The organism is uncultured Sphingomonas sp. (assembly GCF_964237335.1).
Classification (GTDB): Bacteria; Pseudomonadota; Alphaproteobacteria; order Sphingomonadales; family Sphingomonadaceae; genus Sphingomonas.
This window is the reverse complement of sequence record NZ_CAXSHM010000028.1, coordinates 24,704-44,489: the sequence shown is the minus strand read 5'-3', so window position 1 is coordinate 44,489 and position 19,786 is coordinate 24,704. Positions and strand designations below refer to the sequence as shown.

Annotated in this window: 14 protein-coding genes; 7 read left to right on the top strand and 7 right to left on the bottom strand. The window is 66.3% G+C overall.

All coding sequences use genetic code 11. The features are described 5' to 3' along the window. The coding region (locus ACFE65_RS13315) for a class I SAM-dependent methyltransferase (RefSeq protein WP_375382854.1) at positions 1-524 on the bottom strand (524 nt) is incomplete at its 3' end. A 572-nt stretch (positions 525-1,096) separates the two neighbouring features. On the opposite strand from ACFE65_RS13315, the gene ACFE65_RS13310 reads away from it, so the two are divergent. Further along, a complete protein-coding gene (locus ACFE65_RS13310; protein ID WP_375382851.1) occupies positions 1,097-2,233 on the top strand; it encodes a hypothetical protein in 1,137 nt (378 codons plus the stop codon). 227 nt (positions 2,234-2,460) lie between these two features. Here ACFE65_RS13310 and ACFE65_RS13305 read toward each other — a convergent pair whose 3' ends face one another. The 3 genes from ACFE65_RS13305 to ACFE65_RS13295 all read right to left on the bottom strand — a co-directional run bounded on the left by ACFE65_RS13305 (position 2,461) and on the right by ACFE65_RS13295 (position 6,214). Continuing rightward, positions 2,461-2,655 (bottom strand): hypothetical protein, encoded by a 195-nt coding sequence (locus ACFE65_RS13305; RefSeq protein ID WP_375382850.1) that lies wholly within the window; start codon positions 2,653-2,655, stop codon positions 2,461-2,463. Between the two features lie 79 nt (positions 2,656-2,734). Next, entirely contained in the window at positions 2,735-3,946 is a 1,212-nt protein-coding gene (locus ACFE65_RS13300) for an LPXTG cell wall anchor domain-containing protein (RefSeq protein WP_375382849.1), read from the bottom strand. Positions 3,947-4,129: 183 nt separating this feature from the next. Continuing rightward, a complete protein-coding gene (locus ACFE65_RS13295) occupies positions 4,130-6,214 on the bottom strand; it encodes a CocE/NonD family hydrolase (protein ID WP_375382848.1) in 2,085 nt (694 codons plus the stop codon). A 258-nt stretch (positions 6,215-6,472) separates the two neighbouring features. Between ACFE65_RS13295 and rpoB the strand changes: the two genes are divergently transcribed. Genes rpoB through rpoC form a run of 3 tightly spaced genes read left to right on the top strand, consistent with a single transcriptional unit; the run spans position 6,473 to position 15,260 of the window. Further along, entirely contained in the window at positions 6,473-10,657 is a 4,185-nt protein-coding gene (gene rpoB, locus ACFE65_RS13290; protein WP_375382847.1) for a DNA-directed RNA polymerase subunit beta, read from the top strand. 2 nt (positions 10,658-10,659) lie between these two features. Beyond that, a complete protein-coding gene (locus ACFE65_RS13285) occupies positions 10,660-10,974 on the top strand; it encodes a hypothetical protein (RefSeq protein WP_375382846.1) in 315 nt (104 codons plus the stop codon). Positions 10,975-10,988: 14 nt separating this feature from the next. Beyond that, the gene (gene rpoC / locus ACFE65_RS13280; protein WP_375382845.1) at positions 10,989-15,260 is read left to right on the top strand and encodes a DNA-directed RNA polymerase subunit beta'; all 4,272 of its coding nucleotides are present in this window, start codon (positions 10,989-10,991) and stop codon (positions 15,258-15,260) included. A 492-nt stretch (positions 15,261-15,752) separates the two neighbouring features. On the opposite strand, the gene ACFE65_RS13275 is transcribed toward rpoC, so the two are convergent. Together ACFE65_RS13275 and ACFE65_RS13270 are read right to left on the bottom strand one after the other, a co-directional pair. Further along, complete coding sequence (locus tag ACFE65_RS13275; RefSeq protein ID WP_375382844.1) at positions 15,753-16,370, bottom strand: hypothetical protein; 618 nt, start codon at positions 16,368-16,370, stop codon at positions 15,753-15,755. 187 nt (positions 16,371-16,557) lie between these two features. Next, positions 16,558-17,061: an SH3 domain-containing protein gene (locus ACFE65_RS13270; protein WP_375382843.1), complete on the bottom strand. Its 504-nt coding sequence runs from the start codon at positions 17,059-17,061 to the stop codon at positions 16,558-16,560. 122 nt (positions 17,062-17,183) lie between these two features. On the opposite strand from ACFE65_RS13270, the gene ACFE65_RS13265 reads away from it, so the two are divergent. The 3 genes from ACFE65_RS13265 to ACFE65_RS13255 all read left to right on the top strand — a co-directional run bounded on the left by ACFE65_RS13265 (position 17,184) and on the right by ACFE65_RS13255 (position 19,405). Next, positions 17,184-18,164, top strand: a complete 981-nt coding sequence (locus tag ACFE65_RS13265; RefSeq protein WP_375382842.1) for a 2-hydroxyacid dehydrogenase — start codon at positions 17,184-17,186, stop codon at positions 18,162-18,164. Between the two features lie 302 nt (positions 18,165-18,466). Continuing rightward, positions 18,467-18,925, top strand: coding sequence for a DUF4126 family protein (locus ACFE65_RS13260; RefSeq protein ID WP_375382841.1), 459 nt, complete (start codon positions 18,467-18,469; stop codon positions 18,923-18,925). A gap of 48 nt (positions 18,926-18,973) precedes the next feature. Beyond that, entirely contained in the window at positions 18,974-19,405 is a 432-nt protein-coding gene (locus ACFE65_RS13255) for a hypothetical protein (protein ID WP_375382840.1), read from the top strand. A gap of 106 nt (positions 19,406-19,511) precedes the next feature. On the opposite strand, the gene ACFE65_RS13250 is transcribed toward ACFE65_RS13255, so the two are convergent. Beyond that, positions 19,512-19,700: a hypothetical protein gene (locus ACFE65_RS13250; protein ID WP_375382839.1), complete on the bottom strand. Its 189-nt coding sequence runs from the start codon at positions 19,698-19,700 to the stop codon at positions 19,512-19,514. Between the last annotated feature and the right edge of the window lie 86 nt (positions 19,701-19,786).

Sequence of the window (19,786 nt, the reverse complement as noted above, 5' to 3'; positions counted from 1 at the left end):
CTACCCTCGCCGTCTGACGTCCCGCCCACAACCGGGGGGGGTGAGTAATTACGAAAGTTCGATACGTGGCGTCCAGGCGGTAATTCCGACAAAGCGGCTAAGTCTGGGCTATACTTTTCTATGGTATCACGCAGCCCTGGGTCCAAGACCTTCCACGTCGCCTCATTATGTATAGTTAGAAGAGCGATTCCGCCTGGCTTCATAATTCTGCGTAATTCCAGGAGCCAGCTAGTTTCAGTCTCGTCGATATGTGTAAACACTGACATTGCTATCACTAGGTCAAACGTCCGGCTCTCAATGGGTAAAATGGGCTGATAGAGACCTTGAAAGACCTTGATCTTAGCGGGATAGTTCTCAAAGTTCCACTCCACTGAGCTCCTCTTGAAGTCGCTTGACCAAATGTCCCATTCGCCTTGATAATGAAAGTGCCGAAACACGCGGCCAGTGGAGCCTCCGAAATCGAACATGGAGCCGTGAGTGATCCCATGTCTAGTGGCGATTTCCGTAAGCTTCAGATACTCCACATACCCGGAGAGCCAGTAGTGGAAATCGTGGGCGCCGTATCCTTCGCGGTTCTGCAGAGCAGGGATCGGTGCAGTATCGCGCTCGATCGCGCTCGATCGCGCGCGCAATATCCGATTTAGAAAGCGTCAAGTTCCTCGCTTGAAACATGAATAGCATCTCGTCCGCGTCGGCGGCGTCGAAATCAGCGGGTTTTGAGTTGGAAGGAACGATTGGCTCTGACGCGGCAAAAGGGTTTGAGTATGCTCTCAGGTGAGCAATTTGCTCTTCAAGGCTCGCCATACCAATACTTTCATTTGAGCGTCGAGGGCCGCGCGGTAAAAGTCGTCGCCCGCTTCGTCAATGCGGGTCAAGCGTTAATGGCGCATCGATTCAAGTATCGCGGGATGGTAGCTATATTGTATCTTTGTACTAAGCGGACAGTCGCCTAGCCACCAATCCCGGCCGCTTGGGGGATCGAACAGTTTCGTCCGCAATTCGAATGGTCGGGCAGGCTCACCATTCCCAGCTTGAGGTCAGGATGCAGCCGGTACTCAGTGTGGATGATACTTCTTAAGCAGGAATGGAGAGAAGTATGTTGAGAAAGCTGTTTTCGTGGACGCCCGCTCTGTCGCTCGTGGTAGCGACCACGGCGATGGGTCAATCGGCTCCGACGCCGGTGGCGACTTACCCCAACACGCCGTATATATACCAAGACGCACCCGAATCTGGTGCCCGCAGCTCAACCTTTGACCGTTATTATTCTCAGACTGCGCCGCTCGAGGGTGAGCCGTCCAGTCGCATGATTAGAACCGCCAAACACGCCGAGGTGGTGGCACAGGGCTCAGATACGCCGCGGAATACGCCAAGCTCTTCCGACTGGGGCACGTCGGTTTCCGTACTGAAGCAGAATTATGGGTCGACGGCGACAAGCGGCAGCGGCGCCGTAACGCGGGGCGAGATCGACGCCATCGAAGGAATTATTCGTCAGGATACCGGCGATGCCAATGCCTTCGGCGCGAACGTTCAGCTTGTCGACCGCAACTTGCACGGCGGCACCACTGACGGCTTCGCGTCGAGCTTCGAGGGAGTGACGTCCACCGTGGCGCCGGGCAGCGCCACGATCGCGCAGAACATCGACACCCAGCTCGCCGCGATCAACACCGTGACCCGCACGGGTGGCGCGCCAACCATGTACGGGGTGCATTCGGCCAAGCTGGCCGGCGCCGGAGGCGCGGCACTAGACGTCAACGCCGTAAATGGGGCCACCTGGCAATATGGGCTTGAAATCTACAATAACGGGGCGCTTCAGCTTCTTCAGAGCACAACCGATGCGTCGCTCTACGTTGCGGGCCCGATTACAGCGGGCGGCCAGATCAACGGGCCCGCGTGGACCGGCGCGCACATGAGCGTGGCGAGCACCGCCGGGGTGCTCACCGATGCGTCCGCTTATGGCCGGTTTGGCGTCGTAGGCAAAACCGCGACATTGAACGTGCAGGTTCACATCCAGACGAACGGCTCAGCCACAGGGGCCATCGTCGTCACCTTGCCTGCGGCTGCCGCATCGTTGCCTTACGTCTACGTTCTTGCTGGACGCGAGAATCACAATACCGGGAAGATGCTACAAGCCACGCTGAGCGGCACGACTCTGACGATTTTCACCTACGACAACCAGTATCCTGGCGGCGACCTGGCCGATTGCTACGTCACCGGATCATACGAGGTCCCGTGACGCTGTCCGCCCATCCGCGTGGCTCAACACTACTCTCTTCCCGTCACCCCGGACTTGATCCGGGGTCCCGCTGATCGCTCACCAAGCATCACGCTCAAGGACGAAGTCCGGCTGCGCGATGCCGGGTCACGGGCCGCAACTACCTACCCGATCCTCCGACCGCACGAAGAAGCGGGACACCGGATCAAGTCCGGGGTAACGAAGGGAGAATGGCCAGCATCGGGCTATCAACGACTGGCCTGACGTCCGGTCCTGTTGAGCACCACGGCGCCCAGCATGATGAACGGTAGAAGCAATTTGGAAACCGGCGCGCTTGGGCTGTTCGCGGCGACACACCACAGAAAATAGGACAAGTCGGCAACGGCGATCACGATCAGGGCGGCCCTCGCCTTGCGGCCTTTGATCCAGTTTAAAGCCACCATGATTGCCTCTCCCGCTGCAGCCCGAAGGTATAGGGCGACACTTCACCGCGGCGCAACGGCGCGACTCCTCCGCCTACCCCTACCGCGTCACCGCCAGCGCGTGCGGGCGGATGGCCAGTGTGTCGCTGAGCCCGCCCGCGTCGAGCCAGAAGGGCACGAGCTTGTCGCTGCCCGGCCGGGCGACGCCGACGATCCAGGAGGCGGCGGTCTGCCCCTCCCCCGCGCCGCCGCCGGCCCCTTCTGCCGGCGCGTACACCACATTGGCGGCCAGCACGGGAACGATCATCTGCCGGCCGCCGGCCATGAGCGGTTCGGTGCCTGCGAGCGGCATCGCCGCGACCAGCCGGACGCGCCGCTCGTCGCCCGGTGCCAGCGCGAAGGGCGCCGCCGCCGGTCGCGCGATCGGCCGGGCGAAGAGCGCGCCCAGTTCCGCGTCCTGGTCCGACCGCGCGGGGATCAGCGTGGCCTCCACCGTCACCCGCGCGGCGGTCGCGTCACCGGTGTTGCGCACGAGCAGCTCGCCCTCGAACACCAGGCTGATGAGCGTCAGGCCGCCGCGCCGGGGCAGCAGCTCGATCTCCAGTCGCGCGCGCGCGGCAATTGGCCCCGCGGGCGGCGGTGCGACGGGCGGGACAGCGCGCTCGCGGGGCGTCGGCGGGGCAGGCGGCCGCCGCCGGCGCGACCAGGCGTAGCCGGCGGCGGCTAGCACGACGAGGCCGCCCAGCACGTACCACCAGGGTGAAACGCCGGTGTCGGGTTCGGCGGCGGTGGCCGCGGGCTGAAGGACCGGCGTCGCGGACGCGGTCGGGGCGGGCACGGGCGCGGCCGATGGGGTCGGCCGCGCGATCGGCGTGGCGGCCGTGCTTGGCGCTGCGAGGGGCGCCGTTGACGGCGAAGCCGTCGGTTGTGGAGCGGGCTGGGGCTCCGCGCGCGGGCTCGGGGTCACGCCGGGCGTCGCGGCGGGCGTCGGGCGAGGCTTGGGCGCCGGGCTTGCCGTGGCTCTGGGGACCGGATGCGGCGGCGCGGTGGGGACCGGACGCGGCGTGGTGGCGGGAACCGGCGTCAGGCTCGGCGTCGGTGCGGGGGTCGCGCGATCGGACGGCAGGTTGAACCCGTCCAGCCCCGGGATGCGGAGCGGCGCCGGCGTCGCGGTCGGGCCGGTACTCGGGGCCGCGCTCGGTACGGCGGTCGGCAGCGGCGTCGGGGTCGTCTGCGCCCCTGCCCCAGCCGCCGTCCCCACCAGCACCGCCGCCCACGCCGCGCCGACCGCGCGCCTCGTCAATCGTCCCATGGCGGGCGCTTAGCGCGGCCTGGCCGGATCGCCCAGCCCCCGGGACGAGCCGAGACGATCTACGCCAAGCCCGATCTCACGCCCTTCCCGTCACCCCAGCGTACGCTGGGGTCTCTTGGTTGCAAGCGGGTACGCCGTCTCCAAGCGATCCCAGCTTTCGCTGGGATGACGGCTGGGGGTGGCTTACCGCGCGGCTATTACTTGCGTCGGGGCAAGCGGGACGATCGGCAGCAGCACCGCGCTCGCGCCAGCCGTGCCGTGCTCGATCGACACGGTCGCCTTCCGGTAGTCGCCCGGCTGCGCCAGGAAGATGTTGGGCACGAACGTCTGCGGGTTGCGGTCGTAGAGCGGGAACAGCGACGACTGCACCTGCACCATGATCTTGTGCCCCGGCTCGAACACATGGTTCACCGCGGGCAGCCGGAACTTGTATTCCTGCGTCTTGCCCGCCGGGATCGCCGTGGGCTTCGCGAAGCTGGCGCGATAGCGGCCGCGGAAGATGTCGAGGCTGATCGCGAGCTGGTATCCGCCCATCTTGGGGTTCGACGCCACCTCGTCCGGGTAGACGTCGATGATCTTCACCACGAAGTCGCCGTCCGTGCCCGTCGTCTTGGCGAAGATGTCCGCCCAGGGGATGCCGGACACGCGCACCGGCTGCGTCAGCACCGGCGTCGAGTAACTCACCACGTCGGTGCGCCCGTCGACCGAGCGCTGGTCCTGCACCAGCCAGTCGCCCCAGCGCCCGTCGCCGAAGTTCACCGGCCGCGGCAGGTGCGGCACGGGGTTGGCGGGATCGGAGACGTAGCTGTCCTCCGCGCCTGCGCCGCCTCCGGCCGGACGAGCGGCGGCGAGGCCGTGGCCGGACTGGAGGTACATCGGCGTCAGCGGCGCGGCGCAATCCTTGTCGCAGGCGATCGGCCAGGCGCTCATCCGGTCCCAATGGTTCTCGCCGGTGTTGTAGATCGCGGCGGCGGGCAGGTTGGCGGGCGGTCCGTCCTTCAGATACTGGTTGAACAGCGGCATCACCATGTCGTCGCGATATTGCTGCGCGGTGTCGCCGTTCCACTGGAACGGGCCGAGCTCGGTGCCCGTCCGGTTGATCTGGCTATGCCGCCACGGGCCCATGACGATGTAGTTGTTGGACGCATGGCCCGCCTTCACCAGCGCCTGATAGCTGTGGATCGCGCCCCACATGTCCTCCTGGTCCCACAATCCCTGTTCCCAGAGCGTGGGGACGTTCGACGGGTTCTGCGCCAGCAGCGTGTCGAGCGCCTGGCCCTGCCAGAAGCCGTCATAGGCCGGGTGCTGCACCATCCGCTGCCAGTAGGGCAGCTGGTCGTACCCCGACTTCTTCGCCCAATCGCCCGCCGAGATGGTGCGGAAATTGTCGTAATCGTCCCAGCCGCCCGACGGCGGCGCCTTGCCGGCGCCCTTGTAGCCGGTCTGCGAGCCGAGCCAGCCGATGTTGGTCAGCCGGAACGCGCCGTAGTGGAACCAGTCGTCGCCCATCCAGCCGTCGACCATCGGCGACTGCGGCGCCGCGACCTTGAGCGCGGGGTGCGGGTGGAGCAGCGCCATGACGACGGTGAACCCCTCGTACGACGATCCGATCATCCCGACGCGGCCGTTGGACTGCGGCAGGTTCGCCTTGTTCACCAGCCAGTCGATCGTGTCATAGGCGTCCGTCGTGTGGTCGACGGTCGTGTGGTTCAGCGGGCCGATGACGGGGCGCGTGACGACATAGTCGCCCTCCGAGCCGTATTTGCCGCGGATGTCCTGGTACACGCGGATATAGCCCTGCTTGACGAACTGCTCGTCCGCCAGCGGCAGTGTGGAAATCTCCAGCGCGCTGTCGGCGCGGGCGGCGCGGCCCTTGGCGTTGTAGGGCGTGCGGGTGAGGACGATCGGCGCGTTCGTCAGGTTCTTGGCGTAGACGATGACCGTGTACAGCTTCACCCCGTCGCGCATCGGGATCATCACCTCGCGCTTCACGAAATCCTGGTCGGCGTTGGGCGGCGTGAACTTGGCGGGGATGTCCCCGCCAGCAGCCTGAGCCACGGTGCCCGCATCCTTGGGCGGAACTCCGGCGGGCGTGGTGCCTGCCGTATCCGGCTGGACGCCCGTCACCGAGCTCGGCGGCGCGGCCGGCGGCGTGGTCGCGCCAGTGTCCTTGGGCGCGACCTGCGCGGCGGCCGGGACGGCCAAGGAGACGGAGGCGAGCAGCAGAGCGAGCTTGGCGGTCATTCGGTCGGGCACCTTCCAGGGCATGAACCATGACCTTCGCGCACCCGGGAACCTTTTTCAACGCCGGGTTTGACGTTTCCAACAAGTGCCTTATATCGCTTCTATACCGCAGCATCGGGAAATGGCATGGCGTCGCGCACTGTGCCGATCGAATGGGTGATGAGGGTTCCGGACGCTTGAGACTGTCGTTCCCTTTGAGGGACCTGGCAGCTTTCGGCGTCTGTTCGCGTGCCTGCCCGGTGGTTACCGGTACTAGATTTTAGCTGACGAGGCACATACCCCATGGCGACCAAGGCGATCGACGGCGGAACAGCCCGGCCCGAGCAACTCGGTGATCGGCAGAGCACGGCGAAGCGGCGCATCCGCAAGGTGTTCGGCAACATCCACGAAGTCGTGCAGATGCCGAACCTGATCGAGGTGCAGCGCGAGAGCTACGAGCAGTTCCTGCGCTCCGACGCGTCGATCGGCTATGTCTCGGGACTCGAGAAGACGCTGCGGTCGGTGTTCCCGATCCGCGATTTCGCCGGCACCGCCGAGCTCGACTTCGTCAACTACGAGCTCGAGCACCCCAAGTTCGACGTCGAGGAATGCCGCCAGCGCGGCATCACCTATGCGGCGCCGATGCGCGTCACGCTGCGCCTGATCGTGTTCGAGGTGGATCCGGAGACGGAGACCCGCTCGGTGCTCGATATCAAGGAGCAGGACGTCTACATGGGCGACATGCCGCTGATGACGGAGAACGGCACGTTCTTCATCAACGGCACCGAGCGCGTGATCGTCAGCCAGATGCACCGCTCGCCGGGCGTCCTCTTCGACCATGATCGCGGCAAGACGCACGCGTCGGGCAAGTTCCTGTTCGCGGCGCGCGTGATCCCGTATCGGGGATCGTGGCTCGATTTCGAGTTCGACGCCAAGGACATCGTCAACGTCCGCATCGACCGCAAGCGCAAGCTGCCGGTGACCGCGCTGTTCTATGCGCTCGGGATGACGGGCGAGGAAATCCTCAGCCAGTTCTACAACCACATCACCTATGTGCGCGGCGACGGCGGTTGGAAGATCCCGTTCGCGTCCGAGAACTGGCGCGGCGTGAAGCCGACGTACGACATCGTCGATGGCAATTCGGGCGAGGTGGTGTTCGCCGCCGGCCAGAAGATCAGCCCCCGCGCCGCCAACAAGGCTGCCAAGGACGGGCTGACCGAGCTGTTGATCCCGACCGAGGAGATCTACGGCCGTTACTCGGCGTGGGACCTCGTCAACGAGGCGACGGGCGAAATCTATGTCGAGGCTGGCGACGAGATCGGCGCCGACAATCTCGAGAAGCTCGACCAGGCTGGGATCACCACCGTCGAACTGCTCGATATCGACCATGTCTCGACGGGTCCGTGGATCCGCAACACGCTGAAGGTCGATAAGGCCGAGGAGCGCGAGCAGGCGTTGAGCGACATCTATCGCGTCATGCGCCCCGGCGAGCCGCCGACGCTGGAAACGGCGGAGTCGCTGTTCAGTGGCCTGTTCTTCGATCCCGACCGCTACGACCTGTCGGCGGTCGGCCGCGTCAAGCTCAACATGCGCCTCGACCTCGACGCCGAGGACACGGTGACGACGCTGCGCACCGAGGATATCCTGGCGGTCGTGAAGACGCTCGTCGGCCTCAAGGACGGCAAGGGCGAGATCGACGACATCGACAATCTCGGCAACCGGCGCGTGCGCTCGGTCGGCGAGCTGCTGGAGAACCAGTATCGCGTCGGGCTGCTGCGCATGGAGCGCGCGGTAAAGGAGCGCATGTCGTCGGTCGACGTGTCGACGGTCATGCCCAACGATCTCATCAACGCGAAGCCCGCGGTGGCGGCGGTGCGCGAGTTCTTCGGCTCGTCGCAGCTCAGCCAGTTCATGGACCAGACCAACCCGCTCTCCGAAGTGACGCACAAGCGTCGCGTGTCGGCGCTCGGACCGGGCGGGCTCACCCGCGAGCGCGCGGGCTTCGAGGTCCGTGACGTCCATCCGACGCACTATGGCCGCATCTGCCCGATCGAGACGCCGGAAGGCCCGAACATCGGCCTCATCAACTCGCTGGCGTCGTTCAGCCGCGTCAACAAATACGGCTTCATCGAGACGCCGTATCGCCGCGTGGTCGAGCACAAGGTGACCAACGACGTCGTGTATCTGTCGGCGATGGAGGAGGCCAAGCACACGATCGCGCAGGCCTCCGCCGAGCTCGACGGCGAAGGGCATTTCACCGAGGAGCTGGTGTCGTCGCGTCAGGCGGGCGAGTTCCTGAACGCGTTGCCCGACACGGTGACGCTGATGGACGTCAGCCCCAAGCAGCTCGTGTCGGTCGCGGCGTCGCTCATCCCGTTCCTGGAGAATGACGACGCCAACCGCGCGCTGATGGGATCGAACATGCAGCGCCAGGCGGTGCCGCTAGTCCGCGCCGAGGCGCCGTTCGTCGGCACCGGCATGGAGGAGACGGTGGCGCGCGACTCGGGCGCCGCGATCTCCGCCAAACGCGCCGGCGTGGTCGACCAGGTCGACGCGAGCCGCATCGTGGTGCGTGCGACCGGCGACGTGGATGCCGGTAGCTCGGGCGTCGACATCTACACGCTGATGAAGTTCCAGCGGTCCAACCAGTCGACCTGCATCAACCAGCGTCCGCTGGTGAAGGTGGGCGACGTGGTCAGCGTGGGTGACGTGATCGCCGACGGCCCGTCGACCGAGTTCGGCGAGCTCGCGCTCGGCCGCAACGCGCTCGTCGCGTTCATGCCGTGGAACGGGTATAATTACGAGGATTCGATCCTCATCTCCGAGCGCATCGTGAAGGACGATGTGTTTACCTCGATCCACATCGAGGAGTTCGAGGTGATGGCCCGCGACACCAAGCTCGGGCCGGAGGACATCACGCGCGATATCCCCAACGTCGGCGAGGAGGCGCTGCGCAACCTCGACGAGGCAGGCATCGTGTACGTCGGCGCCGAGGTGGAGCCGGGCGATATCCTGGTCGGCAAGATCACGCCCAAGGGCGAAAGCCCGATGACGCCGGAGGAGAAGCTGCTCCGCGCCATCTTCGGCGAGAAGGCGTCGGACGTGCGCGACACGTCGCTCAAGCTGCCGCCGGGCGTCGCGGGGACGATCGTCGACGTGCGGGTGTTCAACCGCCACGGCATCGACAAGGACGAGCGCGCGATGGCGATCGAGCGCGAGGAGATCGAGCGACTGAAGAAGGATTCGGACGACGAGCGCTCGATCCTCAACCGCGCGACGTGGAGCCGGTTGCGCGAGATGCTGCTCGACCAGACGGCGACGGCGGTGCCCAAGGGCCTGAAGAAGGGCCAGGTCATCGATGCGGCCGCGCTCGACGCGGTGGACCGCACCGACTGGTGGAAGTTCGCCGTCGCCGACGATGCGGTGCAGGCGAACCTGGAGGCGGTGAAGACGCAGTACGACGGTGCGGCCAAGCTGATCACGGACAAGTTCCACGATCGGCGCGAGAAGCTGGAGCGTGGCGACGAGCTGCCGCCGGGCGTGCTCAAGATGGTCAAGGTGTTCGTCGCGGTGAAGCGCAAGCTGCAGCCGGGCGACAAGATGGCCGGACGCCACGGCAACAAGGGCGTCATTAGCCGCATCCTGCCGGCGGAGGACATGCCGTTCCTCGCCGACGGGACGCCGGTCGACCTCGTGCTAAACCCGCTGGGTGTGCCGAGCCGCATGAACGTCGGGCAGATCTTCGAGACGCATCTGGGCTGGGCCGCGCGCGGCCTGGGTCAGCAGATCGCGGGTCAGCTCGACGATTGGCGGGAAGCGAACCCCGACGCCAAGGCGGGCGCGATGCCCGACGCGGTGAAGGAGCGCCTCAAGGTCATCTACGGCGACCATTATTTAGCCGAGATCGAGGCGCGCGACGGCGACGAGATCGTCGAGCTGGCCGAGAACCTTCGCCCCGGCGTCCCGATGGGCACGCCCGTGTTCGACGGCGCGGTCGAGAAGGACGTGTTCGACATGCTCGAACTGGCGGGTCTCGACCCGTCGGGTCAGTCCGACCTGTTCGACGGGCGCACCGGCGACATGTTCGACCGCAAGGTGACGGTGGGCATCATCTACATGCTCAAGCTGCACCATCTGGTGGACGACAAGATCCACGCGCGGTCGATCGGGCCTTACAGCCTCGTCACCCAGCAGCCGCTGGGCGGCAAGGCGCAGTTCGGCGGCCAGCGGTTCGGCGAGATGGAAGTGTGGGCGCTCCAGGCGTATGGCGCCGCCTACACGCTGCAGGAGATGCTGACGGTGAAGTCCGACGATGTGGTCGGCCGCACCAAGGTCTATGAGGCGATCGTCAAGGGTGACGACACGTTCGAGGCCGGCATCCCCGAGAGCTTCAACGTGCTCGTCAAGGAGATGCGCAGCCTCGGCCTCAACGTCGACCTGCAGACGCAGGAAGTCGACGAGGACGGCGTGCGGCTGGCGGCGGAGTAAAGGTGAGGGAGGAAGTCGTCGTCGCCGGCTATAGGTTTGCGCCTAACAAGGCGACAATCGTATGCGAGCACGTGTTCGGAGGCGGCGTAGGCAAGCTCTTCGGGCATGACAGCGACGGCGATCTCCAAGTAACCTGCGGCGCGGCCGGTCACGACTGGTCAAGAGGTAAGGTGGTTGCGTTGAACGAGGCGTTGAACTGGCTTCCGTTCGCTGCCGAGCTTCCGACCGTGGCTCCCGGCTACGCTGCTGAACGACATAGCGGTGTTTGGGTGATCGAGGCTCTGGTTGAGCCAGCTGATCACCAGCAAGATTACTGAAAGGGTACTGACCCATGAACGAGATGACCCCCTTCGCCAATCCGGTCGCCAAGCCGGAGACGTTCGACCAGATCCAGATCAGCATCGCGTCTCCGGACAAGATCCGGTCGTGGTCGTTCGGCGAGATCAAGAAGCCCGAGACCATCAACTATCGCACGTTCAAGCCTGAGCGTGACGGTCTGTTCTGCGCGCGCATCTTCGGTCCGATCAAGGATTACGAGTGCCTGTGCGGCAAGTACAAGCGGATGAAATACAAGGGCATCGTCTGCGAGAAGTGCGGCGTCGAGGTCACCGTCTCGAAGGTCCGCCGCGAGCGGATGGGCCATATCGAGCTCGCCGCGCCCGTCGCGCACATCTGGTTCCTGAAGTCCCTGCCCTCGCGCATCGGCCTGCTGCTCGACATGCAGTTGAAGCAGCTCGAGCGCGTGCTGTATTTCGAGGCGTATATCGTCATCGAGCCGGGCCTGACCCCGCTCGAGAAATACTCGCTGATGACCGAGGACGAGCTCCTCGAGGCGCAGGACCAATATGGCGAGGACGCGTTCAGCGCCGGCATCGGTGCCGAGGCGGTCCGCATCATGCTGGAGTCGCTCGACTTGGAGGGCGAGAAGCGTGACCTGCTGGAGGAGCTCGCCACCACCAAGTCCGAGCTCAAGCCCAAGAAGATCATCAAGCGGCTGAAGGTCGTCGAGAGCTTCCTCGAATCCGGCAACCGCCCGGAGTGGATGATCCTTGAGGTCGTGCCGGTCATCCCGCCCGAGCTGCGCCCGCTGGTGCCGCTCGATGGCGGCCGCTTCGCGACGTCGGACCTCAACGACCTGTACCGCCGCGTCATCAACCGCAACAACCGCCTCAAGCGGCTGATGGAGCTGCGCGCGCCGGACATCATCGTCCGCAACGAGAAGCGCATGCTGCAGGAGGCGGTCGACGCGCTGTTCGACAACGGCCGCCGCGGCCGCACGATCACGGGCGCCAACAAGCGGCCGCTCAAATCGCTGTCCGACATGCTGAAGGGCAAGCAGGGCCGCTTCCGCCAGAACCTGCTCGGCAAGCGCGTCGACTATTCGGGCCGCTCGGTGATCGTCACGGGTCCCGAGCTCAAGCTGCACCAGTGCGGGCTGCCCAAGAAGATGGCATTGGAGCTGTTCAAGCCGTTCATCTACGCGCGCCTCGACGCCAAGGGCCTGAGCATGACGCTCAAGCAGGCGAAGAAGTGGGTGGAGAAGGAGCGCAAGGAAGTCTGGGACATCCTCGACGAGGTGATCCGCGAGCATCCGGTGATGCTCAACCGCGCGCCGACGCTCCACCGGCTCGGCATCCAGGCGTTCGAGCCGGTGCTGATCGAGGGCAAGGCGATCCAGCTCCATCCGCTCGTCTGCTCGGCGTTCAACGCGGACTTTGACGGCGACCAGATGGCCGTCCACGTCCCGCTCTCGCTGGAAGCGCAACTCGAAGCGCGCGTGCTGATGATGTCGACCAACAACATCCTCTCGCCCGCCAACGGCAAACCGATCATCGTGCCGTCGCAGGACATGGTGCTGGGGCTCTATTACCTCTCCATGATGAAGGAGAACGAGCCGGGCGAGGGCATGCTGCTGGGCGACATGGCGGAGGTGCACCAGGCGCTCCACGCCGGCGCCGTCACGCTGCACACCAAGATCACCAGCCGCGTTCCGCAGACCGACGAGAAGGGCAAGTCGTACCTCAAGCGCTATGAGACGACGCCGGGCCGCATGCTGCTCGGCGAGACGCTGCCGCACAGCCACAAGGTGCCGTTCGAGACCGTCAACCGCCTCCTCACCAAGAAGGACGTGGGCGACGTGATCGACGAGGTCTATCGTCACACCGGCCAGAAGGAGACGGTGCTGTTCGCCGACGCGATCATGGCGCTGGGCTTCCGCCACGCGTTCAAGGCGGGCATCTCGTTCGGCAAGGACGACATGCTGGTCGCGCCCGACAAGGACAAGCTGGTCGACGAGACTCGCGACCAGGTGAAGGATTACGAGCAGCAGTATCAGGACGGGCTCATCACCCAGCAGGAGAAATACAACAAGGTGATCGACGCCTGGAGCCGTTGCGGCGACCAGGTCGCGAACTCGATGATGAACGAGATCAGGATGGTCCGGAAGCTGCCCAACGGGCGCGAGATGGACATCAACTCGATCTACATGATGGCCCACTCGGGTGCTCGTGGCTCACAGGCGCAGATCAAGCAGCTCGCCGGCATGCGTGGCCTCATGGCCAAGCCGTCGGGCGAGATCATCGAGACGCCGATCATCTCAAACTTCAAGGAGGGCCTGACCGTCCTTGAATATTTCAACTCCACCCACGGTGCTCGTAAAGGTCTTGCGGACACGGCGTTGAAGACCGCCAACTCGGGCTACCTCACCCGCCGCCTCGTCGACGTGTCGCAGGACTGCGTCATCATCATGGAGGATTGCGGGACCGAGCGCGCGCTGGAGATGAAGGCGATCGTGCAGGGCGGATCGACCATCGCGTCCTTGGGCGAGCGCATCCTGGGCCGCACGACGGCCGAGGACGTGGTCGACGGCAAGACCGGCAAGGTCGTCATTCCGACGGGCACGTTGCTCGACGAGCCTATGGTCGCGCGGATCGAGGCGCTGGGCGTCCAGGGGATGAAGATCCGCTCGCCGCTGGTGTGCGAAGCCAAGATCGGCGTGTGCGGCAAATGCTACGGGCGCGATCTCGCCCGCGGCACGCCGGTCAACATCGGCGAGGCGGTCGGCGTCATCGCCGCCCAGTCGATCGGCGAGCCGGGCACGCAGCTGACGATGCGGACGTTCCACATCGGGGGCGCGGCGCAGTTGAACGAGCAGTCGAACCTGGAGGCGCCGGTTGACGGCACCGCCCAGTTCCGCGACCTGCGCCTGATCGAGGATCAGCGCGGGCGCCGCGTGGTGCTCAGCCGCTCGGGTGAGATCGCGATCGTCGACATGGACGGCCGCGAGCGTGCGGTGCACCGCATTCCCTACGGCGCGTACGTCATGTTCGACGACGGCCACATCCTGTCGAAGGGCGACCGGATGGCGGAGTGGGATCCGTTCACCATGCCGGTCATCACCGAGAGCGGCGGCACCGTGCGCTACCAGGACCTGATCGAGGGCAAGACGCTCACCGAGCAGACCGACGAGGCGACGGGCATCGCCCAGCGCGTCGTGACCGAGTTCCGCGCCCCCACCAAGTCGAAGGAGGATTTGCGCCCGCGCATCACGCTCCTCGATGAGGGATCGGGCGAGGCGGCGCGCTACATGCTGGCATCGGGCGCGACGCTGTCGGTCGAGGACGGCGCGGTGGTCCAGGGCGGCGACGTGCTCGCCCGCGTGTCGCGCGAGAGCGCCAAGACGCGCGACATCACCGGCGGTCTGCCGCGGGTGGCCGAGCTGTTCGAGGCGCGCATCCCCAAGGAGGCGGCGATCATCGCCAAGGTTTCCGGCCGGGTCGTGTTCGGCAAGGATTACAAGGCGAAGCGCAAGATCGGCATCCAGCCCGAGGATGGCGGCGAGGTCGTCGAGTATCTGATCCCCAAGTCGAAGGTGATCGACGTCCAGGAGGGCGACTACGTCAAGCGCGGCGATAATCTGATCGGCGGATCGCCCAACCCGCACGACATTCTGGAAACGATGGGGATCGAGCCGCTGGCCGAATATCTGGTCGCGGAAATCCAGGAGGTCTACCGACTTCAGGGCGTGAAGATCAACGACAAGCACATCGAGACGATCGTCCGTCAGATGCTGCAGAAGGTCGAGATCACCGACGGCGGCGACACCACGCTGCTGAAGGGCGAGCAGGTCGATCGCGACGAGATGGACGCGACCAACGCCAAGCTGGAGAAGGGCCAGGCCGTCGCGCACGGCAAGCCGATCCTGCTCGGCATCACCAAGGCGTCGCTGCAGACCCGCAGCTTCATCTCGGCGGCGTCGTTCCAGGAGACCACCCGCGTCCTCACCGAGGCGGCGGTCCAGGGCAAGCAGGACCAGTTGATGGGCCTGAAGGAGAATGTGATCGTCGGCCGGCTGATCCCGGCGGGCACCGGCGCAGGCATGAACCGCCTGCGCGTGGCGGCGACCAGCCGCGACGTGGCGCTCCGCGCCTCGCAGCGCAGCCTGGCGGCGGCGATCGTCGCCCCCGTCAGCGCGGCGGAGGAGCACGCCGCCGAACTCGCCCGCAATCCCCGCGAGAGCGCGGGCACGCGGGACGAGTTGGCGGAGGTGATCGTCTCTGGAACGGGGACGGACGCGGATGCCGGCGAGTATCTGAACGACTGATCGACGCGATCAGTCGAGTGACGAAGCCGCCGCCCCGGAGCGATCCTGGGCGGCGGTTTTCGTTTGAAGGCTGATCCTGCAGATTCCCCCCGTCACCCCGGACTTGATCCGGGGTCCCGCTTTTCATGCGCAATCAACGAGCGTTGGGCACGGTGCAGCTGACATCGCGCAGACGCTCAGCCTCATCATCCATACTTGTAAAAGTGAGAAGCGGGGCCCGGGTCAAACCCAAGGTGACGAAGAGCTTGTACCCCGCTGACACTCAATTATGCGGAGTCCATGGTTCTGCCCAAGCCACCCCTCATCGACGACGAGCGCGTGCTGTGGGAAGGTGCGCCACCAACCGGCCTGCGGTTCTACGCGCATGACAAGGAGCTAGTCCCCTTCTCAATCTTGTGGGTAAGCGCAGTTGTTTTCTGGAATATCGACGCTTGGACGACCGGCCAAGGCCCGGGTGCATGGTTTATGCGGCTCTGGGGTCTGCCGTTCCTGCTACTGGGCGCGTTCCAGCTTGTCGGTCGCTTCTTCCTTGATGCCGCCGTGCGTCGACGCCAGCGCTACTATGTCACGGAACGGCGGGTGCTCGTCGTCCGGTACGGTTGGCGCGGCCGTGTGATCGCAACAGGATTGGATTTCCTGCCCATTGTGACGGTGACGGAGCGTTCGGACGGGTCGGGCGACATTCGCTTCGGGCTTAAGCGGTACCGGCGCACCAGCAAGACCAGACAGTTGGTCGAACGTGACCGAGTTGTACCCGCGCTCAACCCCACACCTCAATTCCTCGGTGTCCCGAACGTAAGGGCCGTGCAGGAGCTTATCGAGTACCAGGCGCAGCGGGCGGGCGGCATCGGCGCTTAACGGATCGCACGAGTTGGTCGGCAACCGCGCGACAGGCGCGGAGCCGGGTGCGCTCGGTTGCTTCGCCAACGCTTCCTTCACCTTCTTCGCGGCCCGCGACAGGAAGTCTTCCCCCGCCGCCTCGGCATCCGCCTTGGTGCGGTGCGCGACGCCCGGCTCCTCCGCTGGTGGCGCGTAGACGGAGAACAGCTTGAGGGCGCCCGCGCCCTTGTTGACGATGTTGTGCTGCGCGCCTTTGGGCATCACGATCATGTGATTGAACGACACTTTGGTCGTGTGGCCGTCGAGGATCGCCTGCCCTCCTCTCCACAAGGAGCGCGGCCTGATCGGTGCGGTGCGACTCAATCAGCGTCACCCCGACCTTGAGCCGAGGTCCCGCTACCTTCGACGTCGGGGAGGAGCGGGACCCCGGATCAAGTCCGGGGTGACGGAGAAGTGTTCACGGCACCACCTCGCCTTGATCGACGCCCCACAACCGCCCCTCCTCCACGAACCCCGCCTGGCCGTGCACGTCGATCCGGCACCAGCCGTTGGCGCACTGGCTCAGCCGGCCGACGACGCCGGGCGCCGCGCGCCAGGCGATGCGGCCGTCGCCCGCCGGCCGGTCGCGCAGTTCGACGGGCGCGGCCGTCGCGCTGACGGGCACGAAGCCGGTGCGCTTGTCCGACAGCAGGTTCGCCAGGATCCACCCCTGCGTCCCGCCGGGATCCTCCACCTTGCGCCATTCCTTGAACGTCGCGAGCACCCGCACCGGCAGGTCGGGCCGGACGTACAGCCAGCTCGCGGGATAGTTGCGCCCCGGCCCCGTCCGCATCCGCGCCTTTGCTGCCGCGATCGACGCATAATAAGGCATCTTGCGCGCTGGCGCGGCGTCGACGGCGCTCGCCAGCAGCCCGGCCGCCCCCGCCGCTGCCGCCGTCATCACGAGCATCGAACCACGCATCCTGCTTCTCCCTGCCGTTCCCTTGGCGTGGCTCACCTTGCCTTCGCGTGCCATGCGCATCAATGCCCGTTGACGGGCGCGCGCCCCTCCGCCAACCCGCGATCATGCCCGAAACGAGACGCATGACCCGCCCGAGGGTGATCGTCACCCGCGAGCTGCCCGATCCGGTGATGGACCGGATGGAGGCGCTGTTCGACACGAAGCTCAACCGCGACGACGCGCCGATGGACCGCGCGGCGCTCGCCGCAGCGATGGCCGAGGCGGACGTGCTGGTGCCCGCCGTCACCGACGACATCGACGGCGCGCTGATCGCGGGCGCGGGCGATCGGTTGAAGCTGATCGCCAATTTCGGCGCGGGCGTGAACCATATCGATCTTGCGGCGGCGCGCGCGCGGCGGATCGTCGTCACCAACACGCCGGGCGTGCTGACGGAGGACACGGCGGACCTGACGCTCGCGCTGATCCTGGCCGTGCCGCGGCGGCTGGCGGAGGGCGAGAAGCTGGTCCGGTCGGGCGGCTGGACGGGGTGGAGCCCGGGCGGGATGCTGGGGCATCGGATCGGCGGCAAGGCGCTGGGCATCGTCGGCATGGGCCGGATCGGCCAGGCGGTCGCGCGGCGGGCGGCGGCGTTCGGCCTTGCGATCCACTATCACAACCGCCACCGGCTGCCCGCGCCGCTGGAGGCGGAGCTCGGCGCGCGGTGGCACCCCGACCTCGACGCGATGCTGGGCGTGATCGACATCCTGACGCTGCACACGCCGCGCAACGCGGACAGCGAGGGGATGATCGACGCCCGCCGGATCGCGCTGCTGCGCCCGCACGTGTACCTCATCAACGCCAGCCGCGGCGGGATCGTCGACGAGGACGCGCTGACGGCGGCGCTGGAGGCGGGCCGGCTGGCGGGCGCGGGGCTGGACGTATGGCGGCACGAGCCAGCGATCGATCCGCGCCTCCTCGCGCTGCCCAATGTGATGATGACGCCGCACATGGGCTCGGCGACGATGGAGGGCCGGATCGCGAGCGGCGAGCGCGTGATCGCCAACATCCGCGCTTGGGCCGACGGGCTGCGGCCGCCGGATCAGGTGCTGGAGGGATGGGCTTAGGCACGGCTTTGCCGGCCTAAGCCCATCCCTCCCGGCCAGCGGCGCTACAGCGCCGACTGACGTCATGGGCTTTGCCCATGACCGGGCCTTTCACCCAGGTGGTTCGCCCTTCTTTTCCGTTCATGCTGAGCCTGTCGAAGCACTGTCCTTCTTCTCGGACAGGTAGAAGTGCAGCCCCCTTCGACTGCCTGCCTGCGGCAGTCCCTCAGGACAGGCTTCGACAAGCTCAGGGTAGACGGAAGAAAGGAACCACGCTCTGCCCAAGAGCGCTTGTCGCGCATCCTCCCTGGAAAGGACCCGCCATGCTCGCCTCGTTCCTCATGGGCCTCGTCGGCGGCCAGCGCGCGATGACGCCGCTGGCCACGGTGTACATCGCCGCAGCCCGGGGCGAGTTGCCTGACCATAACGCCAGGACGCCGTTTCTCGGCACGAAGTGGGCCGCCGCGGGCGCCACCCTGCTCGCCGTCGCCGAGCTCGCGGGCGACAAGCAGAAGACCGCGCCCGACCGGATCGTGGCCGTAGGCCTCCTCGCCCGCTTCACCACCAGCGCGATCGCCGGCATGGCGCTGGCGCCCAAGCGACAGCGGTGGCTGGGCGCGGCGGTGGGCGGCGCGACGGCGGTGCTCGCCTCCTATCCCGGCTGGCGCGCGCGGATGGCGGCGCTGGCGCGATTTGGCCAAACGTCGACCGGCTTCGTCGAGGACGCCGCCGTGATCGCGGGCGCGGCGACGATCGTGCGGACGCTACCCAAGGCGGCATAGAACCGGCCGTTCAGTCCGCAGACAGCGTCTGCCCGTAGAACGGGCGCCATGAACCGCCCCCTCCTCGCCGCGCTCGTGGCGCTGTCCGCCCCATTCCTGTTCGCAAGCACCGCCTCCGCCCAGAGCGAGTCGCAATTCCCCGATCGCCCGATCGCACGCGCAGAGGTGATCGCGGTCGTCAAGCGCCAGTTCGCGCAGATGGACGCCAACCGTGACGGCGTCGTCACCCGGCCCGAGTTCGACGCGTTCCGCGCGCATCAGAAGCCGGCGCCGGCGAGCGGTGTCGATGCGCTGTCGCATATCGGCGCCAATTGGTACGACCGCGCCGATACCAAGGGTGACGGCCGCGTGACGCTGGACGAGGCGCTCGCCCGCCCGCTGCACCTGTTCGACCTGGCGGACGTCAACAAGGATGGCGTCGTCTCGGTGCAGGAGCGGCAAGTGGCGATGACGCTGATGGGGCTGATGGGCGGACAGTAGCTCTTCGTCACCCCGGGCTCGACCCGGGGTCCCGCTTCTTGTCTACGTTCCTTATCCCGGATCCATAGAACAAGTTAAAGCGAAACCCCAGTGGCCGGGGTAGCGGCTATTCCTCCCGCCTCGCGCGCACCCGATCCGCGCCCGCGTCGAAGAACGCCGCCAGCGCGCGGCCCGCGTGGCGTAGCGACAGTTCCTCGTGGATCGCCGCGACCGTGCCCGGCGGCGACTGGATCGCGCGGACCGCCTCACGCTCGGCGCGGTCGAAATGGTAGCGATAGTCCGGCTCGTGGCTCATGCGGCGTCTCCACTGGTGCGCGCCCTTATCGCCGGCGCGCCATGTCGCCGCCGTGTCGGGTTACTGAACATCCCGAAATGTCTGTC